This is a genomic window from Serratia quinivorans (assembly GCF_946227985.1).
GTDB lineage: Bacteria > Pseudomonadota > Gammaproteobacteria > Enterobacterales > Enterobacteriaceae > Serratia > Serratia quinivorans_A.
In genome coordinates this window covers 251681-278644 of the sequence record NZ_CAMKGL010000004.1, presented here as the reverse complement: position 1 = coordinate 278644, position 26964 = coordinate 251681, and the positions used below count along the sequence as shown (strand labels likewise).

Genomic DNA, 26964 nt, shown 5'->3' with positions numbered 1-26964 from the left:
GTCTCGTTCCTAAGAACGATAGACAAACGCAACCTCTCTTATTCACCACGTGAACACCGCTTCGAACCGGTTAAAACCATAACGGCTGGCCGGGCGACCAGGGTAAGACGAAAAAGCTATGGCTCGGCCTCAGATTTCATAAAAAGCCCGTTATTAGGGAGAGCGTGCCGAAGGGGTCGTAGCGGCGCAGCCGCCGACCAATTTGCCGGGAGCAAATTGGAACGACTTCGTCGGCCCGAAGAGGGGGACACACGGATGTGTCCCATAATACCCCCTCGGTGCGCTAGGCCCGGGTATCTCGAGCTAAACAGCAACTTTGCGATCAAACTCTCTCGTTCTTAAGGACGATAGTCAGCATTTTCTTTTCCTCTCTATAGTGATATTGCCGCCACTGGCGACGCTATACCTGCAAATGCAACATCAGGGCAAAACGATAAAACTATAAGAGGAAATACCCATGAACCTGTCGTCGCGGCTTCACGCCCATCTTGAGCGGGGCAAGGTCGGATTCCCTACCACGCTGGCCAGTTCGGTCGGGGTGATTATGGCCAGTCCGGTGATCCTCACCGTCACCAGCGGTTTCGGTATCGGCGGTGATACCTTCGTGCTGGCGATGCTGATCGCCTTTATCATGATGCAAGCCCAGCTCACCACCTTCTCCGAGGCGGCGGCGATACTGCCGACTTCCGGCTCGGTATATGACTACATCGCCTGCGGCATGGGGCGCTTTTTTGCCATTACCGGCGCACTGTCGGCCTACCTGATCGTGCACATCTTTGCCGGTACCGCCGAAACCATTCTCTCCGGCATCATGGCGCTGGTGAACTTCGAGCACCTCAACACCCTGATGGAAACCCACAATGCCTCCTGGATGGTCGGGGTTGGGCTGGTGATTGTGTTCGGCATCCTCAACGCTTTCGGCATCGAGGCGTTCGGTAAGGCGGAAATCGTGCTGACCTTCGCCATGTGGAGCACGCTGGTGATCTTCGGCATTGCCGGCCTGTTGTCACCGCATGCGGTACCGCTGGAAGGCTGGTTCGGCAGCACGCTGAGCCTGAACGATCCGTTCGCGGTATTTAGCCTGATCGGTATGGCGATGTTTATGTTCGTCGGCTGCGAACTGGTTACGCCGATGGCGCCGGAGATCAAACGCTCCGCCAGCGTGATCCCGCGAGCCATGTCGCTGGGGCTATGCGGCGTAGCGGTTTGCATGGCGTTATATGGCGCAGCGCTCAGCCACCAGGTGGAAAACGTGCTGCTGGATGCCGCCAATGGCGTTCATCTGCTGGACACGCCGATGGCCATTCCGGCCTTTGCCGGCCAGGTGATGGGGGAATTCGGCAAATACTGGCTGGGCATCGGGCTGCTGCTGGCCGGGGCGGCGACCATCAACACGCTGATGGCGGCGGTGCCACGTATTCTCTACGGGATGGCGCTGGATGGCGCGCTGCCACGCATCTTCGCTTATCTGCACCCGCGTTTTAAAACTCCGGTGGTGGGGATCCTGGTGGCGGTGTTGATCCCCTGTGTGCACGCCTTTGCCATTCAGGGCAATCTCGACCGTATTATTCCGCTGGTGCTGGCGGCGGTGTGCGCCTGGGGCGTGGCCTATCTGCTGGTGACCTGCTCGGTGGTGATCCTGCGGATCCGCCGTCCGGATCTGCCGCGCGCTTACAAATCGCCCTGGTTCCCGCTGCCGCAAATCGTCTCCAGCGTCGGTATCGTGCTGGCGATTATCTATATCACTCCGCCAGGCATGAACCCGCGCGCGGTGTATATCCCTTTTAGCATCATGATTGGCCTGACAGCCGCTTACGCACTGTTTTGGACCCTGTGCGTGCAGAAGGTCAACCCGTTCAAACCGGTGCCGGTTGAGCAGGTGCTGGAAACCGCTTTTGCCAAGGCAGAAAACGAGGAGGCGCAGTTTGATCGGCTTACTTCCCTCATTTAACCGCCTGTGGCAGCGAACGCCCACAGGCTATCAGCCCGGGGTGACCCTCAGCCGCTTGGCGAACAACCTGCAGCCCTACGCCTGCGAGCGCGTTGCGCCGTGCCTGCTGCGACTGACGTTGCCACAGGGGCCGGTTGTCGATATCAGCGAACAGGTTAGCGCGCTGTTTATGGCACATATCGTCAGCCAGCGATTTCAACGGCAGGGGGACTGTCGGCTGACAGAGCCACTGACGCTGCGTATTACCGCCGGGGGATGGCTACGGCGAAGCGGCGTGGTTTATCGCGCCAGCCGGAATGACGCAACGGCGCAACGGGTGATCGCCGCCCTGCAGCGTTATCCGCAGATTGGCCAAACGCTGGAGCAGCTTGATTTTCGCCGTGTTCAACTGACGGTAGTTGCCGGTCGTTGGCGGTTGGAGATCGAACATTTTGCCGCGTCAGAAGTGGTCAGCCGTTTGCCGGCCGGCCGTCGCTATCTGCGGCTGGAGCCGGAGCAACGGCGGTTACTGCTCAGCAGCTTGCTGATGATCGGCCAATTGATGGAGAAAATCGATGAGTAGAGTGGTGGTGATTACCGGTGGCGGCACCGGGGTAGGGGCCGCCTGCGCCCGGTTATTGGCAGCCCACGGCGATCGGGTGTTTATCATCGGCCGCCGCCGTGAACCGCTGGCTGCGCTGGCGGACGAGATTGGCGCTCAGGCGTTGGTCGGCGACGCCGCCAGCGGGGAATGTTGGCAAAGCCTGCTGCTGCCGGCCATTTTGCAACAGGCCGGGCGCATCGACTGCCTGATCGGCTGCGCCGGCGGCATGGGGGTGGGGCGCATTACCGAGATGGGTGACGATGCCTGGCGACAGGCGCTGGACAGCAATCTCAACAGCGCTTTTGCCAGCGCCCGCGCCTGCCTGCCGGAACTGGTGAAAAGCGGCGGCAACCTGCTGTTTGTCGCCTCTATTGCTTCATTGGCCGCCGGGCCGGAAGTCTGCGGTTATGTGACTGCCAAACATGCGCTGATCGGGCTGATGCGATCTATCGCCCGTGATTATGGCCCGCTGGGGGTGCGCGCCAACGCGGTGTGCCCTGGTTGGGTGACGACGCCGATGGCGGATGAAGAGATGCAGCCGTTGATGGCTGCGCACCAACTGACGCTGGAACAAGCCTACCAGCGGGTGTGCCGCGATGTGCCGTTACGTCGCCCGGCCAGTGCTGAAGAAATCGCCGGCATCTGCCGTTTTCTCTGTTCGGCCGAGGCATCAATTATTACCGGCGCGGCGCTGGTGGCCGACGGTGGCTCAACCATTGTCGACGTGCCGACTTTGGCATTTACTTCCCTTTAAGGAGCAGCAAATGAGTACAGAAGCGATATTCATTCAGGTTGGCGCACTGGCGGAAGGTTTTGCGCCGCACAGCAATACGCTGGAACAGCAGCACGGCCTGAGCGGCACCACGCTGGCATTGCGCTTTGCCGACGGGGAAACGCTGAGCTGTCATTTCGTCGATCAGCAGACGCTGAGCTGGGGCGAGTATCGGGGCATCGCTTATCGCGCCACCAGTATTCGTCCTGGCATTTTGTTTATTGATTTTCTCGATCCTGGGCAGGATAACGCCAGTATTACGCTGGTGTGCGATCGCAATCAGGGCAATTTCACGGCGGTCTACGGCCAGTTGCCGGACGAACAGCAAACCCGTCTGGACGCTTTCAGCCGCGTAGAACAAAGGTTGCCGCTGACGGCGGTCAATGCGGAGTTCCATTTCGGCACGCTGGATGACGCTACCGTTGCGCCGCCGCATTTCACCGATGAGTTAATCGGTATGCGCAATATGTACACCTACAGCCCGACCGAACGTTACGAACATATCTACCTGAACGACAATTTTTACGCCTGGCAGTGTCTGGATGGGGTGGAGAAAGGGTTGGCGGACGTCGATCGTTGTCATTACGTGAAGGTGGCTGAAAAACTTTACCTGTTCGTGTGGCGCGAGAAGATCGTGCCGACGCTGGGCGTGGTGATGATTGATCTGCAGGGCATGCGCACCGACGGCAAGATCCTCGGTTATCAGGGCAGCGATTTCAGCGCGCTGAGCAATTTTGCCGTGGGAGCCCATGCGCAGGTGCTGAACACCACTCGTCATCCACAGGGATAGGCCGATGAAGACAACTTATGCGGCCGATGCCTTTAGCGGTCAGGTGGTGCTGGTGACCGGCGGCGCTCAGGGCATTGGGCTGGCGATTGTCAGCGCCTTTGCCCGGTTGGGGGCGACGGTGGTGATGGCGGATCTGCAACTGCAAAAGGCGCAGGATGCCGCCGAGACGCTGCAGCAGCAGGGCTGGCGGGTGCAGGCGGTGGCCTGCGATCTGGCCGACCCTGGGCAAATAGCCGAACGGGTGGCGGCGGTGGGGCAGCAGCATCAGCGGTTGGATGTGGTGGTTCACAACGCGGCCTACTTCCCGTTGACCCCTTTTGCTGAGATTGACGTGGTGCTGTTGCAACGCACGCTGAGCGTCAATCTGATGGCACCGTTTTTTCTGGCGCAGGCGGCGTTGCCGTGGATGCAGCGCCAGGGCGGCGGTAGCATTCTGGTGACCTCGTCGGTGACCGGGCCACGGGTGGCTTATCCGGGGCTGGCGCACTATGCCGCCTCTAAGGCCGGGGTGAACGGTTTTATTCGGGCGGCGGCGCTGGAGCTGGCAACGGCGGGCATTCGGGTCAATGGCGTGGAGCCGGGGATGATCCGCACGCCGGCCATGGCCAACCTGGGGGGCGCGGCGGTCAATCAGGCGATTGCCGCCGCGGTGCCGCTCGGGCGGCTGGGGGAGCCGGAGGACATCGCGGCGGCAATGGTGTTTCTCGCCTCTCCGGCGGCGGCCTATATCACCGGCCAAACGCTGGTGGTGGACGGCGGCGCATTACTCCCCGAGGCGCATCCTCCTCTTTCTTGACGTTGCAGCGTTGTTGGTTGCATGCGCTCACCCCAGTCACTTACTTAAGTAAGCTCCTGGGGACTCGCGCCCTGGCCGCCTAGCTGCAACGCCAATTAATTAGAGGATGATAATCGGAAGGATCATTTCTTTGTCGGATGGGCGGTCACGTTGGTGGGCAGCTGGTCGCCAAGCCGGATCAGTTCGTCCAGCAACGTCATCAGTTGGCCCATTTTCTGCTGCGAAAAGGCGGCTTCAATCTCCGCGTAGCCCTGTTCCACCTGATGGCGCGCCACTTCATACAGCTCCTGGCCCTGCTGGGTCAGCGACACATACAGCTTGCGCTGATCGTTAACCGGCTTCAGGCGGAAGATCAGCTTGTCGCGCTCCATGCGCGAAAGGATGCCGGTGAGACTGGGGCGCAGGATGCAGGTTTCTGCAGCCAGTTCATGGAACTCAATAGAGCGGCTATTGGCCAGCACGCGAATGATGCGCCACTGCTGCTCGGTCAGATTATGGCTTTTCAGGATCGGGCGGAAAAACCCCATGGCGGTTTCACGCGCCTGCAGCAGGGCAATAGTTAAGGATTCATGCATAGATTTAGCCTTTGCTATCAAGGTGTTTGTTATTCCGGCGCTGATCGCTGGGAACGCAATGCGCTGCCTGGATTTATTAATAACTTAATAGTAGCCAGATTTACCTTGCCGGATAAAGCGAAAATGTACCTACGGGTGGAAAAATCGCCTGAAAATGATTAATGCGTTGAATAATCACGCTAATGTTCACGGATTGTGAATATTTTGTTATCACGATCACAAATCAATCCTCCCGCGTTGCGTAAAAGCTGAACAGCGTATAAAAGTAATCATTAACATATTAATGAATGCCGGTTGTCATGTTCTGTCATTGAAAGGAGTTTGCATGAAAGGCACCGTATTTTCCGTCGCGTTGAACCACCGCAGCCAGATGGACGCCTGGGATCAGGCGTTTCATCAGCCACCTTATAAAACCCCGCCGAAGACCCCGGTGTGGTTTATCAAACCCCGCAATACCCACCTGGCCAACGGCGGAGCGATCCCGTTTCCTGCCGGTGAGCAAGTACAAAGCGGCGCGACGCTGGCGGTGGTTATTGGCAATACCGCCCGCAAGGTGCCGGTCGGGCGGGTAGCCGACTATCTGGCCGGCTACGCGCTGGCCAATGACGTCAGCCTGCCGGAAAGCAGTTTTTACCGCCCGGCGATCAAAGCCAAATGCCGTGACGGTTTTTGTCCGCTGGGGGAGATCGGCCAGCTGGCAACCAGCGACCGGCTGGAAATTATCACCGAAATCAATGGGGTGGAGCAGGATCGCTGGTCAACGGCCGATCTGGTGCGTTCGGTGCCGGAACTGATCGCCGCCATCAGCGATTTTATTACCCTGCAGCCGGGTGACGCGGTGCTGATCGGCACGCCGCACCAACGGGTGGAGATCAAACCGGGGGATGAAGTGACGGTACGCGCCGCCGGTCTGCCGACCCTGACCAACCGCGTGACGCAGGCAGGAGGAGCATCATGAAACACGCCCGTATTCGCCATCACGGCCAAATCTTTAACGTCAGCGTTGACCAGCAACTGCGCGTCACCCTGCCTGATGGCAGCGTGCTCAATGAACTGGACGTCGAGTGGTTGCCACCGGCGCAGGGCACGGTATTTGCCCTGGGCCTGAACTATGCCGACCACGCCAGCGAGCTGGAATTCAAGGCGCCGGAAGAACCGCTGGTGTTCCTGAAGGCCCCCAACACCCTGACCGGCCACCGTCAGGTATCGGTGCGCCCGGCCGACGTCGAGTATATGCACTACGAAGCCGAGCTGGTGGCGGTGATCGGCAAAACCGCACGCAACGTCAGCCGTGAGAACGCCATGGACCATGTGGCGGGGTACACCCTGTGTAACGACTACGCCATCCGCGACTATCTGGAAAACTATTACCGTCCCAACCTGCGGGTGAAAAGCCGAGACACCCTGACGCCGATTGGGCCGTATATCGTCGATCGCGATGATATCGCCGATCCGCACCGTCTGGCGCTCAGCACTTACGTCAACGGTGAGCTGCGCCAGCGCGGCAGTACCGGCGACATGATTTTTGATATCCCTTATTTGATCAGTTACCTGAGCGAATTTATGACGCTGCAGCCGGGCGACATGATCGCCACCGGCACGCCGAAAGGCTTGGCCGACGTGCAGCCGGGTGACGAAGTGGTGGTGGAGATCGAGGGCATTGGCCGGCTGGTTAACCACATCATCAGTGAAAAAGATTACGAGGAAAGCCTGCGATGAAAACCATCAACCATTGGATTAACGGTAAAAACGTAGCCAGCAAAGAGTATTTCACCACCACCAACCCGGCCAACGGTGAGGTGCTGGCGGAAGTGGCGTCCGGCGGACAGCTGGAAATCGACCAGGCGGTGGCTGCCGCCAAGGCGGCCTTCCCGAAATGGGCCAATACGCCAATGAAAGAGCGTGCGCGCCTGATGCGTCGACTGGGTGAGCTGATCGACGAGAACGTGCCGCAGATCGCCGAGATGGAAACCGCCGATACCGGCTTGCCGATCCACCAAACCAAAAACGTACTGATCCCGCGCGCCTCGCACAACTTTGAGTTCTTCGCCGAGATCTGTCAGCAGATGAATGGCCGTACCTACCCGGTGGACGACAAGATGCTCAACTACACGCTGATCCAGCCGGTCGGGGTATGTGCACTGGTGTCGCCGTGGAACGTGCCTTTCATGACCGCTACCTGGAAAACCGCGCCCTGCCTGGCGCTGGGCAACACCGCGGTGCTGAAGATGTCCGAGCTCTCGCCGTTGACCGCCGATCGTCTGGGCGAACTGGCGCTGGAAGCCGGCATTCCGGCCGGGGTGCTTAACGTGGTGCAGGGTTACGGCGCGACTGCCGGGGATGCATTGGTGCGCCATAAAGACGTGCGCGCCGTGTCCTTTACCGGCGGCACCGCTACCGGTCGCCGGATTATTGAAAGCGCCGGGCTGAAGAAGTTTTCCATGGAGCTGGGCGGCAAATCGCCGGTGCTGATTTTTGAGGATGCCGACATCGAACGCGCGCTGGATGCCGCGTTGTTCACCATTTTCTCGATCAACGGTGAACGCTGCACCGCCGGGTCGCGCATCTTTATTCAGGAAAGCATCTACCCGGAATTCGTCAAACGCTTCGCCGAGCGCGCCAACCGCCTGCGAGTGGGGGATCCACAAGACCCCAACACCCAGGTCGGGGCGTTGATCAGCCCGCAGCACTGGGAAAAAGTTTCCGGCTATATCCGCCTTGGCATCGAAGAAGGGGCAACCCTGCTGGCGGGCGGCCCGGATAAGCCGACCGGTCTGAGCCACGGCAATTTCCTGCGCCCGACGGTGCTGGCGGATGTCGACAACCGGATGCGCATTGCGCAGGAGGAGATTTTCGGGCCGGTGGCCTGCCTGCTGCCGTTCAAATCAGAAGAAGACGGCCTGCGCATGGCCAACGACGTGGAGTACGGCCTGGCGTCGTATATCTGGACGCAGGATGTGAGCAAGGTGCTGCGTCTGGCTCGCAATATTGAAGCGGGCATGGTTTTCGTCAACACCCAAAACGTACGCGATCTGCGCCAGCCATTTGGCGGCGTGAAATCGTCCGGCACCGGCCGCGAAGGCGGGGAATACAGCTTCGAAGTGTTCGCCGAGATGAAGAACGTGTGTATTTCCATGGGGGATCACCCGATCCCACGCTGGGGCGTCTAGGAGGGTTATATGGGCAAATTGGCTTTAGCAGCAAAGATCACTCATGTGCCGTCAATGTATCTGTCGGAAATGCCAGGAAAAAACCACGGTTGCCGCCAGGCGGCGATCGACGGTCACAAAGAGATCAGCGCGCGCTGCCGTGAAATGGGCGTCGACACCATTATTGTGTTCGACACCCACTGGCTGGTGAACAGCGCCTATCACATCAACTGCAGCCCGCATTTCGAAGGGTTGTATACCAGCAATGAACTGCCGCACTTTATCCGCGACATGACCTACGAATACGAAGGCAACCCGGCACTGGGTCAGTTGATTGCCGCTGAAGCCTGCAAACTTGGGGTACGCGCCAAAGCGCATGAGATCCCAAGCCTGAAGCTGGAGTACGGCACGCTGGTGCCGATGCGCTACATGAACAGCGACAAACATTTCAAGGTGATCTCGATTTCGGCGTTTTGCACCGTGCATGACTTTGCCGACAGCCGCCGGTTGGGTGAGGCGATCAAAACCGCGATTGAGAAATACGACGGCACGGTGGCGGTATTGGCCAGCGGTTCGCTTTCACACCGTTTCATCGACGACCAGCGTGCCGAAGAAGGCATGAACAGCTACACCCGTCAGTTTGACCAGCAGATGGATGAACGGGTGGTCAAGCTGTGGGAAGAAGGGCGCTTTCGCGAGTTTTGCGAAATGCTGCCGGAGTACGCCGACTACTGCTACGGCGAGGGCAACATGCATGACACCGTGATGCTGCTCGGTCTGCTGGGCTGGGACAAATATGACGGCAAAGTGGAGTTTGTTACCCCGCTGTTTGCCAGTTCCGGCACCGGGCAAGTCAATGCCATCTTCCCGCTGCGGGCCGAAGCCTAAGGATCACCGATGCCCCATTTTTACGCTGAATGTACTGACAATATCCGCCATGAAGCGGATTTGCCCGCGCTGTTCGCCAAGGTCAATCAGGCGCTGGCGGACACCGGTATTTTCCCACTGGCCGGGGTGCGCAGCCGTGCCATCTGGCTGGATACCTGGCAGATGGCCGATGGCCAGCGGGATTACGCTTTCGTGCATATGACATTGAAGATCGGCCACGGCCGCAGTCTGGAAAGCCGTGAGCAGGTAGGGGAGATGCTGTTCAGCCTGATCGCCGAGCACTTCGCCGAACTGATGGCCAACCGCTTTCTGGCGCTGTCGTTCACCATGGAAGAACTGCATCCGGTGCTGAACTACAAGCAAAACAATGTCCACGCGCTATTTCGTAAAGAGTAAGGGGCCTCCATGTTGAATAAAGAGCTGGTTAGCCGTGCCGTGCAGCGTTTGCATCAGGCGGAACAGAACCGCGAGCAGATCCGTGCGCTGTCGCTGGATCATCCCGAGATCACCATCGAAGACGCTTACGCCATTCAGCGGCAGTGGGTAGCGCTGAAAATCGCCGAAGGCCGCACGTTGAAGGGCCATAAAATCGGCCTGACGTCGCGCGCCATGCAGGTCAGTTCGCAAATCACCGAGCCGGATTTCGGTGCGTTGCTGGACGACATGTTTTTCAACGACGGCAGCGATATTCCGATCGATCGCTTTATCGTGCCGCGCGTCGAGGTTGAACTGGCATTTGTGCTGGCCAAACCGCTGCGCGGGCCGAACTGCACGCTGTTCGACGTTTATAACGCGACCGACTACATCATCCCGGCTCTGGAAATCATCGATGCGCGCAGCCATAACGTCGATCCGGAAACGCAGCGGCCGCGCAAAGTGTTCGACACTATCTCCGATAACGCCGCCAATGCCGGTGTGGTGATGGGGGGCCGGCCGATTAAACCGGATGCGCTGGATCTGCGTTGGATCAGTGCGCTGCTGTATCGAAACGGCGTGATCGAAGAATCCGGCGTGGCGGCGGCGGTGTTGAACCATCCGGCCAACGGCGTGGCCTGGCTGGCCAACAAGCTGTTCCCGTATGACGTGGAGCTGGAAGCCGGACAGGTGATCCTCGGCGGTTCCTTTACCCGGCCGGTGGCTGCACGACGCGGCGATACCTTCCATGCCGATTACGGCCCGATGGGCTGCATTAGCTGCCGGTTTGTTTAGGAGAACATCATGTTAACCAACGCATTCAAGCAGGCGCTGCAGGAAAAACGCCCGCAGATCGGCCTGTGGCTGGGGTTGTGCAGTAGCTACAGTGCTGAACTGTTGGCCGGCTCCGGCTTTGACTGGTTGCTGATCGACGGCGAGCACGCGCCTAACAATGTCCAAACGGTGCTGGGCCAGTTGCAGGCGATCGCGCCTTATCCGAGCCAACCGGTGGTACGCCCGGCGTGGAATGACGCGGTACTGATTAAGCAACTGTTGGACGTCGGCGCGCAGACGCTGCTGATCCCGATGATCCAAAACGCCGAGCAGGCACGTGAAGCGGTGCGTGCCACCCGTTATCCGCCGCAGGGAATACGCGGGGTCGGCAGTGCGCTGGCGCGTGCGTCACGCTGGAATCGGGTACCGGATTATCTGCAACGGGCTGACGAGCAGATGTGCGTATTAGTGCAGATCGAAACTCGTGAAGCGGTGAAAAACCTGGATGAGATCCTGCAGGTGGAAGGCGTCGACGGGGTGTTTATCGGCCCGGCGGATCTCAGTGCCGACATGGGTTATGCCGGTAATCCACAACAACCGGAGGTGCAACGCACCATCGACGATGCCATTGCGCGCATCAGCGCTGCCGGCAAGGCACCGGGCATTCTGACCGCTAACCCGGAGCTGGCGCAGCATTATCTGGCGTCCGGCGCGCTGTTTGTCGCGGTAGGGGTGGATACCACCCTGTTGGCGCGGGCGGCGGAGTCCCTGGCCGGTCGCTTTAAGCAGCACCAGCCTCCCGAGCAATCCCCGGGCGTTTATTAGGTTGTATACCCCTTGGATTTCAAGTTGCAGGTAGGCGGCAACTGAATGAAGCCCCAGGAGCTTGGCCCCACCAAGTGACTGGGGTGAGTGAAGGCAGGCAACCCCCTGCGATGTGAAAGATGATGGTTATAGGACGCAATCCTACTGGAGACACCATGAGTAACGTCGATTCGCTGCCGCCGGTCAACCCGGCGCAGCAACATAAAGCGTTAACCGCCACCGAACAATCGGTGATTAAAAAGTTATTTCGGCGACTGATTATTTTTCTGTTTGTGCTGTTTGTTTTCTCTTTCCTCGACCGCATCAATATCGGTTTTGCCGGGCTAACGATGGGCAAGGATCTCGGGCTGAGTTCGACCATGTTTGGTCTGGCAGCGACCCTGTTCTACGTCACCTACGTGATTTTCGGTATCCCGAGCAATATCATGCTGGGGATCGTCGGGGCGCGGCGCTGGATCGCCACCATCATGGTGCTGTGGGGCATCGCCTCAACCTGCACCCTGTTTGCCACCGGGCCAACCAGTCTGTATGTGCTGCGGATGATCGTCGGCATTACCGAGGCCGGTTTCCTGCCGGGTATTCTGGTGTATCTCACTTACTGGTTCCCGGCGTTTTACCGCGCCAGGGCCAACGCGCTGTTTATGATCGCCATGCCGGTGACGATGGCGATCGGCTCGCTGGTGTCCGGCTATATTCTGGCACTGGACGGGTTGATGAACCTCAAGGGGTGGCAATGGCTGTTCCTGGTGGAGGGCATTCCTTCGGTGCTGTTGGGCGTGGTGGTGTGGTTCTACCTGGACGATACTCCGGCCAAGGCCAAATGGCTGACCGACGAAGAAAAAACCAGTCTGAAAGCCATGATGGACGCCGACAAGCTGCAACTGGTGCAGCCCAATGGGCCAGGTAGCCACCGGGCGATGCAGCAGCGCAACCTGTGGCGGGAAATCTTCACGCCAATCGTGCTGATGTACACGCTGGCCTATTTCTGCCTGACCAATACCCTGAGCGCCATTAATATCTGGACGCCGCAGATCCTGCAGAGCTTCAACCAGGGCAGCAGTAACATTGTGATTGGCATTCTGGCGGCGATCCCGCAGATCTGCACCATCGCCGGCATGATCTGGTGGAGTAAACGCTCGGATAGGTTACAGGAGCGAAAACACCATACCGCGCTGCCGTACCTGTTTGCCGCCGCCGGTTGGTTACTGGCTTCGGCTACCGATCACAGCATGATCCAACTGTTGGGGATCGTAATGGCTTCGGTGGGCTCGTTCACCGCCATGGCAATTTTCTGGACCACGCCGGATCAGTCGATCAGCCTGGAGGCGCGGGCGATCGGGATCGCGGTGATCAACGCCACCGGCAATATAGGATCGGCGGTCAGCCCGCTATTGATTGGCTGGTTCAAGGATCTGACCGGCAGCTTTAACTCCGGCCTGTATTTCGTTGCGGCGTTGTTGATCCTGGGGGCGCTGATCGTCTGGCGTATCCCGATGCAGGGTTCGCGGCCGCGGGCCACGCCATAAGCCTGATATTAGGCTATTTTACTTGCCATTTTGGCCTAGGGCAGTGCTCGGAACCCTTACGTACTAGGTGTACGCTTGGGTTCCTGTGCGCAGTCCATGGCCAAACTGTCTGCGACAATGACGCCTAATAAAAGGCGTATCGCTGAGGGAGGATGATGTGCAGAAAAGTACCGGTTTTATCGCCAATATTGATATTTGCAAAGAGTACGATGCGCGTTATGCCACCGATGAAGTGCATTACGAAACCTTTGCCGGGCTGGCGGCCTTTTTTGGTCGCGATATGCAGGTGCACTGGCACGACCGTTACTTCCAGGTGCATTTTCTGGAGACCGGTAAGATTGAGCTGCAGTTGGACAGCCAACACTATTCGGTGCAGGCACCGTTGTTCATCCTCACGCCACCCTCGGTGCCGCATGCGTTTTTCACCGAGCCGGACAGCGACGGCCACGTGCTGACGGTGCGTCAGGAGTTGATCTGGCCGCTGCTGGAACGCTTGTACCCCGGCAGTAATCTGGCGCTGGACATGCCAGGCATTTGTCTGTCGATGGCGGACGCGCCGCAGGAGCTGACGGCGCTCAGCCATTACTGGGCGCTTGTCCGCCGCGAATTCAGCCAGCGCCTGCCCGGTCGCGAACAGACGCTGGCGCTGCTGGCGCAGGCGGTGTTCACCCTGCTGTTGCGCAATGCGTCTCTGGAGGACTCTGCCGCCAGTGGGGTACGCGGCGAGCTGAAATTATTCCAGCGTTTCAACAAGATGGTGGACGAGCGCTTCCGCGAGCACCTGCCGGTGCCGGACTATGCCCAGGCGCTGGGCGTCACCGAATCGCGGCTCAATGACCTGTGTCGGCGTTTTGCCAATCAGCCCCCCAAACGACTGATATTCGAACGCTTGTTGCGTGAAGCCAAACGTATGCTGCTGTTTAGCGCCTGCACGGTGCATGAAACCGCTTATAGCCTGGGTTTTAAGGATCCGGCTTATTTCGCCCGTTTTTTCAATCGGCTGGAAGGCTGTTCCCCCTCGAGCTACCGCGCCGCACAACATTCCCTTTCGTAAGCTGGATCACAGTTTGCAGCGATAGTGGCCAAGCTGCCTGAAAAGTACCGGCGATTGCCGCAAAAGTCTCTTCTCGAAATCGGCGTTGGAGGCTTCAATTAAGCAACCAAAATAAAACATTTTATTAACAATGAAATGTTCAAACAATATTAGCGCTAACCAAAATAGTTGGAGTTGCAGCAAGGCGACCAGTGAACACATCCCGATGAGCTGACTTTGGTGAGTGATTCGGGTGAGAGAGCGCAGTCAACACCGCGGCAGCTTCAAATATGAAGGGTAGGCCGATTACGAGGAACGCTTAATGAAACCTGAAGACTTTCGTGCTGACAACAAACGCCCGTTCACCGGTGACGAATACCTGAAGAGTTTGCAGGACGGCCGCGAAATTTATATCTATGGCGAGCGGGTGAAGGACGTTACCACCCATCCGGCATTCCGCAACGCGGCGGCCTCGGTCGGTCAGTTGTACGACGCGTTGCACGATCCGGTTAGCCAGGACCGTCTGTGCTGGGGTACCGATACCGGCAATGGCGGCTACACCCACAAATTCTTCCGCTACGCCCGCAGCCCGGATGAGCTGCGCCAGCAGCGTGACGCCATCGCCGACTGGTCTCGCCAGAGCTACGGCTGGATGGGGCGCACCCCGGACTACAAGGCGGCCTTCGGATCCGCGCTGGGCGCTAACCCGGAGTTTTACGGTCAGTTCGCCGACAATGCGCGCCACTGGTACAAACGCATTCAGGAAACCGGTCTGTATTTTAACCACGCCATCGTCAACCCGCCGATCGACCGTCACAAGCCGGTCAACGAAGTGAAAGACGTATTTATTCAGGTGGAGAAGGAAACCGACGCCGGCATTATCGTCAGCGGTGCCAAGGTGGTCGCGACCAACTCGGCGCTGACCCACTACAACTTTATCGGCTTCGGTTCTGCTCAGGTGATGGGCGACAACCCGGACTTTGCGCTGATGTTTGTCGCACCGATGGACGCCGAAGGGGTGAAGTTGATCTCTCGCGCCTCTTATGAACTGGTCGCCGGTGCCACCGGATCGCCATTCGATTATCCGCTCTCGAGCCGTTTTGATGAGAACGATGCGATCCTGATTATGGATCATGTGCTGATCCCATGGGAAAACGTGCTGATCTACCGCGATTTCGATCGTTGCCGCCGCTGGAGCACCGAAGGCGGCTTCGCCCGGTTGTTCCCGCTGCAGGCCTGTGTTCGTCTGGCGGTGAAGATGGACTTTATTACCGCGCTGCTGCAAAAGAGCCTGGCCTGTACCGGCGTGCTGGAGTTCCGTGGCGTTCAGGCCGATCTCGGCGAAGTGGTGGCCTGGCGCAATCTGTTCTGGTCGCTGACCGATGCGATGTGCGCCGAGGCCACCAAGTGGGAAAACGGTGCCTATTTACCGGATTCCGCCGCGCTGCAGACTTATCGTGTGATGGCGCCGATGGCCTACGCCAAGGTAAAGAACATTATCGAAAAGAACGTCACCAGCGGCCTGATTTACCTGCCGTCCAGCGTGCGCGACATGAATAATCCGGAAATCGACAAATATCTGTCCCGCTATGTGCGCGGATCCAACGGTATGGATCACGTCGAGCGCATCAAGATCCTCAAACTGATGTGGGATGCGATCGGCAGTGAGTTCGGTGGCCGTCACGAACTGTATGAGATCAACTATGCCGGCAGCCAGGACGAGATCCGCCTGCAGTGCCTGCGTCAGGCGCAGGGATCCGGCACCATGGGCAAGATGATGGAGATGGTCGACAAATGCCTGTCCGACTATGACCAGCACGGCTGGAAAGTACCGCATCTGCATAATAATGACGATATTAATCAGTTGGATAAACTGCTTAAGTGATCCGCCAGGAGGTTTGTATGTCTCAGGAAAATGAACACCGTCTGCTGTTTCGCGACGCCATGGCCAGCCTGTCTGCCGCGGTGAATATCGTCACTACCGACGGCCCGGCAGGACGCTGTGGTATTACCGCCACCGCGGTGTGCTCGGTGACCGATACGCCGCCGACGCTGCTGGTGTGCATTAACCGCAACAGCGCGATGAACCCGGTTTTCCAGGCCAATCAACGGCTGTGCGTCAACGTGTTGAATCATGAGCAGGAGCTGATGGCACGTCACTTTGCCGGAATGACCGAGGTCAGCATGGAAGAGCGTTTCCGTCTGGATGACTGGCAGAGTGGTGCGCTGGGGCAACCGGTGTTGCGTAACACGCTGGCCAGCCTGGAAGGGGAGATCGAGCAGATCCAAAGCATCGGCACCCACCAGGTGTATCTGGTACAGATCCGCCAGATCGTGGTCAGTGCGGCCGGTAACGGCCTGATCTACTTCAAGCGCAACTTCCATCCGGTGATGCACGAAAGGCTGGCTTTGGCCTGACCCTATCGGGCGCAGCTCGCCGCTGCGCCCGACGATTTTAACTGAAGGAATTAACCGGGGCTTGAAGCATTAATCTGGAATAGATACCAACCCTAACGCTTGCTTTTTGTAGCTTTAAAGCTACACTTCACCAGTGAAAACAATAGTTCATTACCTTACTGCCGATTGTAAAGACCCTTATCAGGAGTGGCTTAACTCGCTGAAAGATCCTATCGCAAAAGCAAAAATCACTACTCGAATTAACCGATTATCTGCCGGTAGCTTCGGCGATTGTAAACCTCTACGAGAAGGTGTTTGGGAGCTTCGAATAGATCAAGGGCCAGGATATCGGGTCTATTATGCTCAGATAGAAAATATCACGTTGTTGCTTTTGTCCGGGGGTGACAAACGCAAACAACAGGCAGATATTGAGAAAGCCATAGTTTATTTAAGAGATTATCAGTCGAGGTAATATATGAAATCCCGTGATCACGATGCGTCTGTTATTGAAATGATTCGTAATGATCGGGCCTTTGCAGCCGCGTATTTAAAAACAGCATTAGAAGAGCTTGATGAAGAGGGGGGGGAAACAGCGTTCCTCATCGCATTACGCCACATTGTTGAAGCCAATGGTGGAATGGCGTTTATTGCCGATAAGGCAGGCATATCCAGAGAAACGCTGTATCGCACCCTATCGCCTAAAGGGAACCCTACCTTAAAGACGATCACTCGTGTCGTGCATGCTTCTGGTATGAAGTTCAGTTCAATAGTTTGATTTTTAACATCAACTTTTATTCGCTGCCAAATCACTCACCAGCCGGTTCACCGGATCGCTCATGTTGGTGAACTTGCTCAGCTCCGAGCGGGTCACCACCACAAATACCCCGACGTTTTTCTGCGGGATCATTGCCATATAGGTAATGAAGCCACCGCCACCGCCGGTTTTCTGAATAATCCCCGGCAGTTCGCCGTTTGGGGCCATATACACCCATCCCAGACCCAGCGCGCTGGCTTCACCCGGCACGTCCATGCCTTTTAGCGACACCAGATCGTTGCGCTGGAAGTACATGGTTTGTTCGCTGGCGGCGGTCGATTTGCGTGCACCTGAGACGTTGGAGCTAAGGAATTGCTGCATCCAGCGCTGCATGTCGCGTGGGGTGGAGTAAACGCCACCGCTGCCGGCCGCGGCTGTGGTATCACGGCAGGCACTCGGGCCGGCGGAAGCCACCATCAGGCGTGAGCACTGTTCGGCACTTGGGGTCAGAGTGGTGTCGACCATGCCGAGCGGTGCGGTGATTTTTTCCTTCAGCAGGGCGGTATAAGGTTTACCCGCCGCCCGCGACAGTGCATCCGCCAGCAGATCATAGGCCAGGTTGGAATAGGAAGCGCGTACGCCCGGTGGCACCGTGACGTTGGCATGTTCCAGCCACTGCCAGCGCTGTGCCTTGGTTGGCCAGGTAAATACCGGCGTTTTTGGCGGCTTCTTGCCCGGTTGTTCACGCGGCAGGGCACTGGTGTGGGTTGCCAGGTTCAGCAAAGTGATCGGTTGGCGAGCGTTATACGCCGGCACGTAGGCACCCTGGGGGGCATATTTGCGCAACGGATCGTTGAGTTTGACCCGGCCTTCCGCCGCCATCTTGACCATCACTTCACTGGTCATCAGTTTGGTGATTGAGGCGATGCGGATCAGCGAGTCCGGGCGCGGGCGCAGATTGTTGCCGGGTTTGGTGTCACCAAAACTGCGGTTAACCACCTGGTTACCGTCGATCACCACCAGTGCCATACCGGTGGCACCGCTGTTATAGAAAATATGTTCGGCATACTGGTCGACGATTTGCGAAGCCAGCTGCGGGGCGGCGGCCTGCGCGGCCAGCGGGGCGGCACACAGGCCGAGCGCCAGCAATGAAGCGGAGAAAGAGTTCTTCAACGGTGTTGTTATCCATTTTAAAAGGCAACAGGGAGAGGCCGTGGCTGCAATATGACCCGGTCTTATCTGTTGTCAGTGTAATGTGCCTCGGCCCTGGCTGTATGTGGAAAAAAGAGCGGTTTGATAAATAATTTTCCGCCGCCCTGAAGCCGCCGGATTGCCCTATTGCGCGCGAGTGAAAATAGCGATCACCTGGTCCAGGTGGGCTTTCATCGCTTTACGCGCCCCCCGCACGTCACGCGCTTCGATCGCCGCCAGAATGGCCTGATGTTCCTGCTCGGAGCGGTGCGACATATCGTCCGGCGTATAGTTGCGTTGCAACACGCGGAACATGCTGCCGTAGCGGTGGCCGAGCAGGTGGCCGATAACAAAGGCATAGGCCGGGTTGCCGCTGGCTTGGGCGATGCGGATATGGAACAACCGGTCGCCGGGGTGGGTGGCCGAGCCTTCACGGTTATCACGGCAGTTTTGTTCGTAGGCGGCGCGGATACCCGCCAATTCCTGGTCGGTGGCATGGCGCGCCGCCAGCGCGGCGGTTTCCGGTTCGATCAATAAACGGGTTTGCAACAGGGAAAATGGCGGCAGCTCGGCGTTAAAGTCCAGCTCGATATTCAGCTCATCGTCGATTTCCGCCCACTGACCGCGCCCGGCCTGCGCCATCACCGGCTCCTGCGAAACCATAGTCGGCGTCTGCGCCCGGACAATCACGCCATTGCCGACTTTAACATCCACCAGACCAATCACTTCGAGTGCGATTAGCGCCTCGCGCACAGAGGCGCGGCTGACCTGTAACTGCTGGGCCAGATCCCGCTCTGACGGCAGGCGGCTGCCCGGCGGAAATTCATTATTATCGATGAGCCGCTTCAGTTGGTCGGCTATCTGTCTGTAAATCCGTGGGTTTTCCAGTCGGGTGATCGGCATTTTTTACCTTAGGCTGTTCGATGTTAAGTGATGTTGCGCACAAATATTGCTCAAGCCGCTTGAGTAATGGTTAATCAAGTGTAAAAAATTGGTTAAACGAAATGCTGTTTTAAGTGTGCCTCATAACATTATCACCAAACCATAACGCGTAAAGCGTCTTTTGTCATGTTAAAGGCCTGACCTTTAACCGCCTTTAATGGCCTGACCATTAGGCCTTTAGGCCAAGGGAGCGAAAATGAATTTAACCGGAAAACGCGTACTGATCACCGCTGCCGGACAGGGGATTGGCTTTAGCACCGTCAGGCTGTTCGCCGATGCGGGGGCCGAGGTGATCGCCACCGATATCAACACCGAACCGCTGCAGGGGCTGGCCGGAATTCAAGCAATGACGCTAAACGTCACCGATCCTGCGGCGATCGCCGCAGCGGCGGAAATCCTCGGACCTGTCGACGTGTTGTTCAACTGTGCCGGTGTGGTGCATAGCGGCTCGATCCTCGAGTGCAGCGAACAGCAGTGGGCGTTTGCCCTTGATCTGAATGTGACGGCGATGTTCCGCATGATCCGTGCCTTCCTGCCCGGCATGCTGGCACGCAAAAACGGCTCGATTATCAATATGTCGTCGGTCGCCTCCAGCGTGAAGGGGGTGCCGAACCGCTTTGCCTATAGCGCCACCAAGGCGGCGGTGATTGGCCTGACGCGGTCGGTAGCAGCGGATTACGTCACCCAGGGCATCCGTTGCAACGCCATTTGTCCCGGTACGGTGGAATCGCCGTCGTTGCGCCAGCGCATAGCCGAGCAGGCACGTGAGCAGGGCCGTAGCGAAGAAGAGGTGTATCAGGCGTTTGTTGCCCGTCAGCCGATTGGCCGCATCGGCACCACCGGCGAGATTGCCCAGTTGGCGCTGTATCTGGCGTCCGACGCCAGTTCCTATACCACAGGCACGGTACAGATTATCGATGGCGGCTGGAGTAACTGAGGCCCTGCCCAGACAGCGATGCCCGACACATTCTCCACAGTGAGGACAGGATGAAACTTTTACGTTATGGCGCACCGGGGCAGGAACGCCCAGGGATATTGGACACTCAGGGGCAGATCCGTGACCTTTCGCAGCACATCGCCGATCTGAGTGGTGACGCACTGTTGCCCGCCGCGTTGGACCAACTGCGCGCGCTGGACATCAATCAACTGCCGAAGGTAGCAGGGCAGCCGCGTTTGGGGGCCTGTGTGGGCCACATCGGCAAGTTTATCTGCATTGGGCTGAATTACGCCGACCATGCGGCGGAAACCGGCGCGGCGATCCCTTCTGAGCCAGTGGTGTTCAGCAAGTGGACCAGCGCGGTGGTCGGGCCGAACGATCAGGTACAAATCCCGCGTGACTCGCTCAAGACCGACTGGGAGGTGGAACTGGGAGTGATCGTTGGTCAGGGGGGGCGTTATATCAGCGAGCAGGACGCGATGCAGCACGTCGCCGGCTACTGTGTGATTAACGACGTCTCGGAGCGTGAATTCCAAATCGAACGCGGCGGCACCTGGGACAAGGGCAAGGGGTGCGACACCTTTGGCCCCACCGGCCCCTGGTTGGTGACTGCCGATGAAATTGCCGATCCCCATAGCCTGAATCTGTGGCTGGAAGTGGACGGCAAACGCTATCAGGACGGCAATACCAGCACCATGATTTTCCGCATTCCACAAATTATCAGTTATTTGAGCCGCTTTATGAGTCTGCAACCGGGCGATGTGATTTCCACCGGCACGCCGCCGGGCGTCGGCATGGGGCAAAAGCCAACGCCTGTCTACCTGAAGGCCGGGCAGACGATGCGTCTGGGCATTGAGGGATTGGGTGAACAGCGTCAAACAACCGTACAAGCCTGATGGGGAGCATGCCATGACCACAATTACCGCACTGCGGGTTGAAGATATTCGCTTCCCCACCTCGTTGGCGCTGGATGGATCCGACGCGATGAATCCGGATCCGGACTATTCCGCCGCTTACGTGATCCTGGAGACCGATCGCGACGATCTGACCGGCCACGGGCTGACCTTTACCATCGGCCGCGGCAATGAGATCTGCTGCGCGGCGATCCGCGCGCTGGAGCATCAGATCGTCGGGGTCTCGTTGGAGGAGATCGCCGCCGATATGGGGGCCTTCTGGCGACGTTTTACCGGTGACAGCCAGTTACGCTGGATCGGCCCGGACAAGGGGGCGATCCACCTGGCGACCGGGGCGGTGATCAACGCGGTTTGGGATCTGTGGGCCAAGGCCGAGGGCAAACCGGTATGGCGACTGGTGGCAGAGATGACGCCAGAGGAACTGGTGCGCTGTATCGATTTTCGCTACATCACTGACTGCATTACGCCACAGGAAGCGCTTACCCTGCTCAAACAGCGGGCGCACGGCAAGGAGCAGCGCCTGGAACGACTGCTGCAGGACGGTTACCCCTGCTACACCACCTCTGCCGGTTGGCTGGGTTACCCGGACGATAAGCTGCGCCGGTTGTGCCAGGAAGCGGTCGACGCCGGTTTCTCCTACCTGAAGCTGAAGGTCGGGCGCGATCTGGAAGATGATATCCGCCGGGTGCGCATCGCCCGCGAGGTGATCGGCCCCGATCGTCAACTGATGATCGACGCCAACCAGGTATGGGAAGTCAATGACGCCATTCCCTGGGTAAAGCATCTGGCGTTCGCCAACCCCTGGTTTATCGAAGAACCGACCAGCCCGGACGATGTGGAAGGGCACCGCCGCATCCGCGAAGGGGTGCATCCGGTCAAGGTGGCTACCGGTGAGATGTGCCAAAACCGCATCCTGTTCAAGCAGTTCATTATGCGCGAAGCAATTGACGTGGTGCAGATTGACGCCTGTCGTCTCGGTGGGGTCAACGAAGTGCTGGCGGTGATGCTGATGGCGGCCAAATATCATCTGCCGGTGTGTCCGCATGCCGGTGGCGTGGGTCTGTGCGAATACGTTCAGCATCTGTCGATGATCGACTACCTGTGCATTGCCGGCACCCACGATGGACGGGTGATCGAATACGTCGATCATCTGCATGAACATTTTATCCACCCCTGTGAGGTCAAGGGGGCGGCCTATATGCCCCCGCTCAATCCCGGATATTCGATCGAGATGCATGAGGCGTCGCTCGAACAGTACCGGTTCCGCGGTTGAACGGGAAACACGCCATGTTGCGTATCGATGCTCACCAGCATTACTGGCATTACCAGCCGCAACGCTATCCGTGGATCAGCGAGCAGATGACGGTGTTGCAACAGGATTTTGGCCCAAAGCAGCTCGAACCCCTGTTGCAACAGCATGATTTTGACGGTGCGCTGGTGGTGCAGGCACGGCAGTGCGAGCAGGAAACCCAGACGTTGCTGGCGCAGGTGCAGCAAAGCCAAGGCGTATGCGGTGTCGTGGGGTGGCTGGACATCACCGCGCCGCAGTTGCCACAGCGGCTTGAGGAATGGCGCCAGCAACCACTGCTGCGCGGGTGGCGTCATCTGGTGCAAGACGAGCCGCAGCCGGACGTCTGGCTGGCACGGCCGGAGGTGCGCCGCGGTATGCAGGCGTTGCAGCGACAGGGGTACGTTTACGACATCCTGGTCACTCACCGGCATTTGTCGGCGGCTGCGCAGTTTGCCGCCGAACATGATGATTACTGGCTGGTGCTGGACCATCTTGGCAAACCGGATATCGCCCAGGGTGCAGAACATTGGTTACAGCAAATCAAGCCTTTGGCGGCGTTGCCGCACGTGGTCTGCAAGCTTTCCGGGTTAATCACCGAAGCTCCCGACGGGCATTGGCAGGCCTCACAGCTATTGCCGTTTTTTGAGGCGGCGCTGCAGGCGTTCGGCCCGCAACGGCTGATGTTCGGTTCTGACTGGCCGGTGTGCCTGCTGGCGGGTGATTACGGCCAGGTTTATCAACTGAATGCGCAGGCCATCGCCATGCTGAGTCCTTCGCAGCAGGCGGAGATTTGGGGTGGCACGGCCTGCCGAATTTATGGGTTAACGGAGTCGGGTTATGGATCTGTATCTGAAAGATAAGGTGGTGATTGTTACCGGTGGCGGCTCCGGCATCGGTGCGGCGGTCTCCCAATTGCTGGCTGAAGAAGGGGCAATCCCGGTGATTGTCACTAATGCCATGCCAGAGGCCGCATTTTTGGCGCAGCTGCGTCTCTTGCAGCCCCGAAGCACGGTGATCATCACCGATTTGTGTGAAGAACAGCAGTGTCGGCGGGCGGTGGCGCAAACGCAGGAAACCTTTGGCCGTATCGATGCCTTGGTGAATAACGCCGGGGTTAACGACGGGGTGGGGCTGGAGGCCGGACGTGAAGCCTTTGTCGGATCGCTGGAGAAAAACCTGATTCATTACTACCTGATGGCGCACCTGTGCCAGTCGGCGTTGCAAAGCAGTAAGGGGGCTATCGTCAATATCGCCTCCAAGACCGCACTGAGCGGGCAGGGCGGCACCAGTGGCTATACCGCCGCCAAGGGCGCGGTGCTGGCATTGACACGCGAGTGGGCGGTGTCGCTGCGCCATGAAGGGGTGCGGGTCAATGCGGTGGTCCCGGCGGAGGTGATCACGCCGCAGTACCAACGCTGGATCAATACCTTTGAGCAGCCGGAGCAGCAGCTCGAGAAAATTACCGCGCGCATTCCTTTCGAACAGCGGATGACTACACCGCAGGAAATCGCCAACACCGTGGTGTTTTTGATTTCTTCGCGTTCGTCGCACACCACCGGACAGTGGCTGTCGGTGGACGGGGGTTATCTGCATCTTGACCGGGCGATCACATGAGTGGCGCGGCGGGGACGGGGCAGCGCTTTTGTCAGGCGCTCGATCTGGTCGACTCACCGGCGTTGATCGAGGAATACCTGGCCTATCACCAACGCATCTGGCCAGAAATTGCCACTCACCTGCGTGAGCACGGCATCCTGGATATGGAGATTTACCGGCTGGGTACCCGGCTGTTCATGATTGTTGAAGTCAGTAGCGGATTCGATGCCGAGCGGTTTGACGCCGCCGGTTTGAGCAATCCCCACGTGCAGCGCTGGGAAGCCCTGATGTGGCACTACCAGGTGGCCACCCCCTGGACGCCGCAAGGCGAAAAATGGGTGGTGATGGAGCGGATATTCTCATTGAAACAACAATAACTTACCCTACCGAGGATAGTTCAATGCTTGCTGAAAAAACTGCTGCCCCACCTCAGGCGGGCGCCAAGGCGACGGCCAATCTGCGCTGGGCTTTTATCCTGGTCACCAGCCTGTTCTTTATGTGGGGGCTGTCATATGGCCTGTTGGACGTATTAAATAAGCACTTTCAGGAAACCCTGCATGTGACCAAAGCGCAGTCGGGATTGTTACAGGCGGCGTATTTTGGTGCCTACTTCCTGGTGGCGCTGCCCGCCGGCTATTTTATGGATAAAAAAGGCTACAAAGCCGGCATTCTGATCGGACTGTGCCTGTATGCGCTGGGAGCATTACTGTTTGTGCCGGCGGCTTCCGCCAACAGTTTTGGCATGTTCCTGTTTGCGCTGTTTGTCATTGCCTGCGGACTGGGCTGCCTGGAAACCGCCGCCAACCCTTACGCCACGGTATTGGGGGACGTACAGGGGGCAGAAAGACGCTTGAACCTTTCCCAGTCGTTTAACGGGTTAGGGCAGTTTATCGGCCCGATGATCGGCGGCACGCTGTTTTTCTCTGCCACCCAGGGGGCAGGCAGCGGTGACCAAAGCGCGGTGAAGATGACCTATGTGGCTATCGCGGTGCTGGTGTTGCTGATTGCTTTTTTGTTCAGCCGTACCCGGTTGCCGGACATTCGCGAGGAAGAACGGCCGGAGCACGGTGAAATTGCTCAGGGGTTGTGGCAGCACAAGCACTTTGTTGGCGGGGTGATCACCCAGTTCTTCTACGTTGCGGCACAGGTTGGCGTCGGCGCATTCTTTATTAACTACGCCACCGAACACTGGAGTGATGTTTCCAACCAAAGCGCGTCCTACCTGCTTTCTATCGCCATGATTTGCTTTATGGTCGGGCGCTTCTTCAGCACCTGGCTGATGGGCAGGGTCAAACCGGCCACGCTGTTGATGGTTTACTCGCTGGTCAACATTGTGCTGTGCGGTGTCGTCATGCTCAGTATGGATGGCATCTCGGTGGTGGCGCTGATCGCCGTATTCTTCTTTATGTCGATTATGTTCCCGACCATTTTCGCCCTCGGGGTGAAAAACATGGGCAAACACACCAAGCGCGCCAGCTCCTTTATGATCATGGCGATCGTTGGCGGCGCCATCATGCCTTACTTTATGGGAGCGCTGGCGGACAGGTACAGCACGGCGTTGTCGTATTGTCTGCCGCTGCTGTGCTTCGCCGTGGTGTTTGCTTACGGCTTACAGCAGCGCCGCCGCTAAGCTCACAGCCCGCCGGCTTAGCCAGCGGTGGGCTGTATGATTTGCGCCAGTTGAATGTTATTGCGGCCGTTGTTTTTTGCCTGGTATAACGCGGCGTCGGCCGCCCGGATTGCCGAGGCGACATCAAGCTCGTGCAACACGGAAATTCCGGCACTGAGCGTGACTGTGGTAGTTTCAAACTGATTAAAGCGGTGGGGGATTTTCAATCCCTGCACCTGCTGACGTACCCGCTCAGCCACCTGGGTGGCATAATCCTCGCTCACGTTGGTCAACAGCACCAGAAACTCCTCCCCACCGTAACGCACCACGATATCGCGTGAACGTACCGAATCGCGGATGGCGATGGCGACCTGCACCAGCGCCTGGTCACCCATGGTATGGCCATAATTATCGTTATAAGCCTTGAAGTGATCGATATCGAGCAGTAGCACGAAATGGCAGCCTGACGCGGCTGCCGGCAACATATTGATTTTATTCTCCAGACCACGGCGGTTATAAAGCCCGGTTAAGGGATCTATCATGCTTAAATTACTGAACCTGTCCCGTTCGTTATACAGATTAGCCACCAGCGTTTGCGTAAAGTGTTCGCTGCGTTTAAGCATCAGGTGGTGGATAGAGAAGGCGATAATCGGCAATACCGTGGTGAATACTATCCGCATGGTATTGTGCATACCATCCAGTAATAGAATGACTAATGCGGACGGAACGGCGTGCAGGCAAAAGGCGATAAAGTTATCGGTTAAGGCAATGGCGCTGATAAAGAACATACTGAACAGACTAATTAATAGAAAACTTTGGTTGTTCGGCGCACAGTGCTGACTTTTAAGGTAAATATGCGTTGCCCACAGCAGACCAAGAACGCAGGAAAATAGATTCAGTTTTCTGACGTATAACCGTGGAGATTGCAGGGTAAATAACAGTGCCGCCAGACAAAATAGCGGTATCCCTAATAAAGGCAGGGTAAATGCGGGTTTGTTTTGAAATGGGACTAATAATGTAAATACGGAAGAGGCAGCGTTCATCAATAAAAATAAAAATAATGACAAACGGTGCTTGCTGTTCAGCAGTTCCTGATAAGAACGCGCGTTCATACGGAGTTCACTCTTTACAATATCGATCTGTCGAAAAGGTAAGGTTGCGAAAAATTCTGTCGGTGGGAATTAAACACTCGCATTGTATGGTTGTAGATTGTGATTATTAACATGCGAATTAGACTAGGAATTTTCTTATGGCAAACTA

29 protein-coding genes are annotated in these 26964 nt (G+C 57.7%); 25 read left to right on the top strand and 4 right to left on the bottom strand.

The window, feature by feature from the left end; all coding sequences use genetic code 11:
* Window positions 1-457: 457 nt before the first annotated feature.
* The 5 genes from OCH02_RS14370 to OCH02_RS14350 are packed head-to-tail and all read left to right on the top strand — an operon-like array spanning window position 458 to window position 4892.
* A complete protein-coding gene (locus tag OCH02_RS14370) occupies window positions 458-1951 on the top strand; it encodes an APC family permease (protein ID WP_261431798.1) in 1494 nt (497 codons plus the stop codon).
* On the top strand, window positions 1926-2513 hold the full coding sequence (locus OCH02_RS14365; RefSeq protein WP_261431797.1) for a DUF3156 family protein: 588 nt from the start codon (window positions 1926-1928) through the stop codon (window positions 2511-2513). Before OCH02_RS14370 ends, OCH02_RS14365 begins: the two co-directional genes overlap by 26 nt.
* On the top strand, window positions 2506-3288 hold the full coding sequence (locus tag OCH02_RS14360; RefSeq protein ID WP_261431796.1) for an SDR family NAD(P)-dependent oxidoreductase: 783 nt from the start codon (window positions 2506-2508) through the stop codon (window positions 3286-3288). Before OCH02_RS14365 ends, OCH02_RS14360 begins: the two co-directional genes overlap by 8 nt.
* Before the next feature lie 10 nt (window positions 3289-3298).
* Window positions 3299-4096, top strand: coding sequence for a molybdenum cofactor biosynthesis F family protein (locus OCH02_RS14355; protein ID WP_261431795.1), 798 nt, complete (start codon window positions 3299-3301; stop codon window positions 4094-4096).
* 4 nt (window positions 4097-4100) lie between these two features.
* Window positions 4101-4892, top strand: a complete 792-nt coding sequence (locus tag OCH02_RS14350; RefSeq protein WP_261431794.1) for an SDR family oxidoreductase — start codon at window positions 4101-4103, stop codon at window positions 4890-4892.
* Window positions 4893-5014: 122 nt separating this feature from the next.
* On the opposite strand, the gene hpaR is transcribed toward OCH02_RS14350, so the two are convergent.
* Window positions 5015-5467: a homoprotocatechuate degradation operon regulator HpaR gene (gene hpaR / locus OCH02_RS14345; RefSeq protein WP_261431793.1), complete on the bottom strand. Its 453-nt coding sequence runs from the start codon at window positions 5465-5467 to the stop codon at window positions 5015-5017.
* A 325-nt stretch (window positions 5468-5792) separates the two neighbouring features.
* Between hpaR and OCH02_RS14340 the strand changes: the two genes are divergently transcribed.
* From OCH02_RS14340 to OCH02_RS14280, 13 genes are all read left to right on the top strand, one after another.
* Window positions 5793-6425, top strand: a complete 633-nt coding sequence (locus OCH02_RS14340; protein WP_261431792.1) for a fumarylacetoacetate hydrolase family protein — start codon at window positions 5793-5795, stop codon at window positions 6423-6425.
* Window positions 6422-7186, top strand: coding sequence for a fumarylacetoacetate hydrolase family protein (locus OCH02_RS14335; protein WP_261431791.1), 765 nt, complete (start codon window positions 6422-6424; stop codon window positions 7184-7186). Before OCH02_RS14340 ends, OCH02_RS14335 begins: the two co-directional genes overlap by 4 nt.
* Window positions 7183-8637 (top strand): 5-carboxymethyl-2-hydroxymuconate semialdehyde dehydrogenase, encoded by a 1455-nt coding sequence (gene hpaE, locus OCH02_RS14330; RefSeq protein ID WP_261431790.1) that lies wholly within the window; start codon window positions 7183-7185, stop codon window positions 8635-8637. The genes OCH02_RS14335 and hpaE overlap by 4 nt, the downstream gene beginning before the upstream one ends.
* Before the next feature lie 9 nt (window positions 8638-8646).
* Window positions 8647-9504 carry a 3,4-dihydroxyphenylacetate 2,3-dioxygenase gene (gene hpaD / locus OCH02_RS14325; RefSeq protein WP_261431789.1) on the top strand — a complete coding sequence of 286 codons (858 nt, stop codon included), beginning with the start codon at window positions 8647-8649 and terminating at the stop codon, window positions 9502-9504.
* 9 nt (window positions 9505-9513) lie between these two features.
* Window positions 9514-9900 (top strand): 5-carboxymethyl-2-hydroxymuconate Delta-isomerase, encoded by a 387-nt coding sequence (locus tag OCH02_RS14320; RefSeq protein WP_261431788.1) that lies wholly within the window; start codon window positions 9514-9516, stop codon window positions 9898-9900.
* Window positions 9901-9909: 9 nt separating this feature from the next.
* Entirely contained in the window at window positions 9910-10713 is an 804-nt protein-coding gene (hpaH, locus tag OCH02_RS14315) for a 2-oxo-hept-4-ene-1,7-dioate hydratase (protein ID WP_012005083.1), read from the top strand.
* A gap of 9 nt (window positions 10714-10722) precedes the next feature.
* Window positions 10723-11517 (top strand): 4-hydroxy-2-oxoheptanedioate aldolase, encoded by a 795-nt coding sequence (gene hpaI, locus OCH02_RS14310; protein WP_261431787.1) that lies wholly within the window; start codon window positions 10723-10725, stop codon window positions 11515-11517.
* A gap of 155 nt (window positions 11518-11672) precedes the next feature.
* Window positions 11673-13043, top strand: a complete 1371-nt coding sequence (hpaX, locus tag OCH02_RS14305) for a 4-hydroxyphenylacetate permease (protein WP_261431786.1) — start codon at window positions 11673-11675, stop codon at window positions 13041-13043.
* A gap of 157 nt (window positions 13044-13200) precedes the next feature.
* On the top strand, window positions 13201-14097 hold the full coding sequence (gene hpaA, locus OCH02_RS14300; protein ID WP_261431785.1) for a 4-hydroxyphenylacetate catabolism regulatory protein HpaA: 897 nt from the start codon (window positions 13201-13203) through the stop codon (window positions 14095-14097).
* 301 nt (window positions 14098-14398) lie between these two features.
* Window positions 14399-15961, top strand: coding sequence for a 4-hydroxyphenylacetate 3-monooxygenase, oxygenase component (hpaB, locus tag OCH02_RS14295; RefSeq protein WP_261109839.1), 1563 nt, complete (start codon window positions 14399-14401; stop codon window positions 15959-15961).
* Between the two features lie 17 nt (window positions 15962-15978).
* Window positions 15979-16494 (top strand): 4-hydroxyphenylacetate 3-monooxygenase, reductase component, encoded by a 516-nt coding sequence (hpaC, locus tag OCH02_RS14290; protein ID WP_017891532.1) that lies wholly within the window; start codon window positions 15979-15981, stop codon window positions 16492-16494.
* 133 nt (window positions 16495-16627) lie between these two features.
* Entirely contained in the window at window positions 16628-16945 is a 318-nt protein-coding gene (locus OCH02_RS14285) for a type II toxin-antitoxin system RelE/ParE family toxin (protein ID WP_112363120.1), read from the top strand.
* A 3-nt stretch (window positions 16946-16948) separates the two neighbouring features.
* Window positions 16949-17248 (top strand): addiction module antidote protein, encoded by a 300-nt coding sequence (locus OCH02_RS14280; protein WP_261431784.1) that lies wholly within the window; start codon window positions 16949-16951, stop codon window positions 17246-17248.
* Between the two features lie 9 nt (window positions 17249-17257).
* Here OCH02_RS14280 and ampH read toward each other — a convergent pair whose 3' ends face one another.
* Window positions 17258-18400: a D-alanyl-D-alanine-carboxypeptidase/endopeptidase AmpH gene (gene ampH / locus OCH02_RS14275; RefSeq protein ID WP_261431783.1), complete on the bottom strand. Its 1143-nt coding sequence runs from the start codon at window positions 18398-18400 to the stop codon at window positions 17258-17260.
* A 162-nt stretch (window positions 18401-18562) separates the two neighbouring features.
* Window positions 18563-19321, bottom strand: a complete 759-nt coding sequence (locus OCH02_RS14270) for a FadR/GntR family transcriptional regulator (RefSeq protein ID WP_261431782.1) — start codon at window positions 19319-19321, stop codon at window positions 18563-18565.
* A 235-nt stretch (window positions 19322-19556) separates the two neighbouring features.
* Between OCH02_RS14270 and OCH02_RS14265 the strand changes: the two genes are divergently transcribed.
* Genes OCH02_RS14265 through fucP form a run of 7 tightly spaced genes read left to right on the top strand, consistent with a single transcriptional unit; the run spans window position 19557 to window position 25725 of the window.
* Window positions 19557-20297 (top strand): SDR family oxidoreductase, encoded by a 741-nt coding sequence (locus tag OCH02_RS14265; RefSeq protein ID WP_261431781.1) that lies wholly within the window; start codon window positions 19557-19559, stop codon window positions 20295-20297.
* 50 nt (window positions 20298-20347) lie between these two features.
* Window positions 20348-21193, top strand: coding sequence for a fumarylacetoacetate hydrolase family protein (locus OCH02_RS14260; protein WP_261431780.1), 846 nt, complete (start codon window positions 20348-20350; stop codon window positions 21191-21193).
* A gap of 13 nt (window positions 21194-21206) precedes the next feature.
* Window positions 21207-22484 (top strand): L-fuconate dehydratase, encoded by a 1278-nt coding sequence (locus OCH02_RS14255; RefSeq protein WP_261431779.1) that lies wholly within the window; start codon window positions 21207-21209, stop codon window positions 22482-22484.
* Between the two features lie 14 nt (window positions 22485-22498).
* Window positions 22499-23362, top strand: a complete 864-nt coding sequence (locus OCH02_RS14250) for an amidohydrolase family protein (RefSeq protein ID WP_261431778.1) — start codon at window positions 22499-22501, stop codon at window positions 23360-23362.
* On the top strand, window positions 23340-24116 hold the full coding sequence (locus OCH02_RS14245; protein ID WP_261431777.1) for an SDR family oxidoreductase: 777 nt from the start codon (window positions 23340-23342) through the stop codon (window positions 24114-24116). Before OCH02_RS14250 ends, OCH02_RS14245 begins: the two co-directional genes overlap by 23 nt.
* Window positions 24113-24472 (top strand): L-rhamnose mutarotase, encoded by a 360-nt coding sequence (locus OCH02_RS14240; protein ID WP_261431776.1) that lies wholly within the window; start codon window positions 24113-24115, stop codon window positions 24470-24472. The genes OCH02_RS14245 and OCH02_RS14240 overlap by 4 nt, the downstream gene beginning before the upstream one ends.
* 23 nt (window positions 24473-24495) lie before the next feature.
* Window positions 24496-25725, top strand: a complete 1230-nt coding sequence (fucP, locus tag OCH02_RS14235; protein ID WP_135315018.1) for an L-fucose:H+ symporter permease — start codon at window positions 24496-24498, stop codon at window positions 25723-25725.
* 17 nt (window positions 25726-25742) lie between these two features.
* Here fucP and OCH02_RS14230 read toward each other — a convergent pair whose 3' ends face one another.
* A complete protein-coding gene (locus tag OCH02_RS14230; protein ID WP_261431775.1) occupies window positions 25743-26816 on the bottom strand; it encodes a GGDEF domain-containing protein in 1074 nt (357 codons plus the stop codon).
* Window positions 26817-26964: the final 148 nt, after the last annotated feature.

Bases quoted from the DNA above. Each gene is read 5' to 3' on its own strand.
- hpaX (WP_261431786.1), top strand. From the start codon at position 11,673: ATGAGTAACGTCGATTCGCTGCCGCCGGTCAACCCGGCGCAGCAACAT.
- hpaE (WP_261431790.1), top strand. From the start codon at position 7,183: ATGAAAACCATCAACCATTGGATTAACGGTAAAAACGTAGCCAGCAAA.
- OCH02_RS14265 (WP_261431781.1), top strand. From the start codon at position 19,557: ATGAATTTAACCGGAAAACGCGTACTGATCACCGCTGCCGGACAGGGG.
- OCH02_RS14370 (WP_261431798.1), top strand. From the start codon at position 458: ATGAACCTGTCGTCGCGGCTTCACGCCCATCTTGAGCGGGGCAAGGTC.
- OCH02_RS14250 (WP_261431778.1), top strand. From the start codon at position 22,499: ATGTTGCGTATCGATGCTCACCAGCATTACTGGCATTACCAGCCGCAA.
- hpaC (WP_017891532.1), top strand. From the start codon at position 15,979: ATGTCTCAGGAAAATGAACACCGTCTGCTGTTTCGCGACGCCATGGCC.
- OCH02_RS14240 (WP_261431776.1), top strand. From the start codon at position 24,113: ATGAGTGGCGCGGCGGGGACGGGGCAGCGCTTTTGTCAGGCGCTCGAT.
- OCH02_RS14340 (WP_261431792.1), top strand. From the start codon at position 5,793: ATGAAAGGCACCGTATTTTCCGTCGCGTTGAACCACCGCAGCCAGATG.
- OCH02_RS14320 (WP_261431788.1), top strand. From the start codon at position 9,514: ATGCCCCATTTTTACGCTGAATGTACTGACAATATCCGCCATGAAGCG.
- hpaI (WP_261431787.1), top strand. From the start codon at position 10,723: ATGTTAACCAACGCATTCAAGCAGGCGCTGCAGGAAAAACGCCCGCAG.
- OCH02_RS14255 (WP_261431779.1), top strand. From the start codon at position 21,207: ATGACCACAATTACCGCACTGCGGGTTGAAGATATTCGCTTCCCCACC.
- hpaB (WP_261109839.1), top strand. From the start codon at position 14,399: ATGAAACCTGAAGACTTTCGTGCTGACAACAAACGCCCGTTCACCGGT.
- hpaR (WP_261431793.1), bottom strand. From the start codon at position 5,467: ATGCATGAATCCTTAACTATTGCCCTGCTGCAGGCGCGTGAAACCGCC.
- OCH02_RS14355 (WP_261431795.1), top strand. From the start codon at position 3,299: ATGAGTACAGAAGCGATATTCATTCAGGTTGGCGCACTGGCGGAAGGT.
- OCH02_RS14360 (WP_261431796.1), top strand. From the start codon at position 2,506: ATGAGTAGAGTGGTGGTGATTACCGGTGGCGGCACCGGGGTAGGGGCC.
- OCH02_RS14335 (WP_261431791.1), top strand. From the start codon at position 6,422: ATGAAACACGCCCGTATTCGCCATCACGGCCAAATCTTTAACGTCAGC.
- hpaD (WP_261431789.1), top strand. From the start codon at position 8,647: ATGGGCAAATTGGCTTTAGCAGCAAAGATCACTCATGTGCCGTCAATG.
- OCH02_RS14270 (WP_261431782.1), bottom strand. From the start codon at position 19,321: ATGCCGATCACCCGACTGGAAAACCCACGGATTTACAGACAGATAGCC.
- hpaH (WP_012005083.1), top strand. From the start codon at position 9,910: ATGTTGAATAAAGAGCTGGTTAGCCGTGCCGTGCAGCGTTTGCATCAG.
- OCH02_RS14260 (WP_261431780.1), top strand. From the start codon at position 20,348: ATGAAACTTTTACGTTATGGCGCACCGGGGCAGGAACGCCCAGGGATA.
- OCH02_RS14280 (WP_261431784.1), top strand. From the start codon at position 16,949: ATGAAATCCCGTGATCACGATGCGTCTGTTATTGAAATGATTCGTAAT.
- OCH02_RS14230 (WP_261431775.1), bottom strand. From the start codon at position 26,816: ATGAACGCGCGTTCTTATCAGGAACTGCTGAACAGCAAGCACCGTTTG.
- OCH02_RS14245 (WP_261431777.1), top strand. From the start codon at position 23,340: ATGGATCTGTATCTGAAAGATAAGGTGGTGATTGTTACCGGTGGCGGC.
- OCH02_RS14350 (WP_261431794.1), top strand. From the start codon at position 4,101: ATGAAGACAACTTATGCGGCCGATGCCTTTAGCGGTCAGGTGGTGCTG.
- fucP (WP_135315018.1), top strand. From the start codon at position 24,496: ATGCTTGCTGAAAAAACTGCTGCCCCACCTCAGGCGGGCGCCAAGGCG.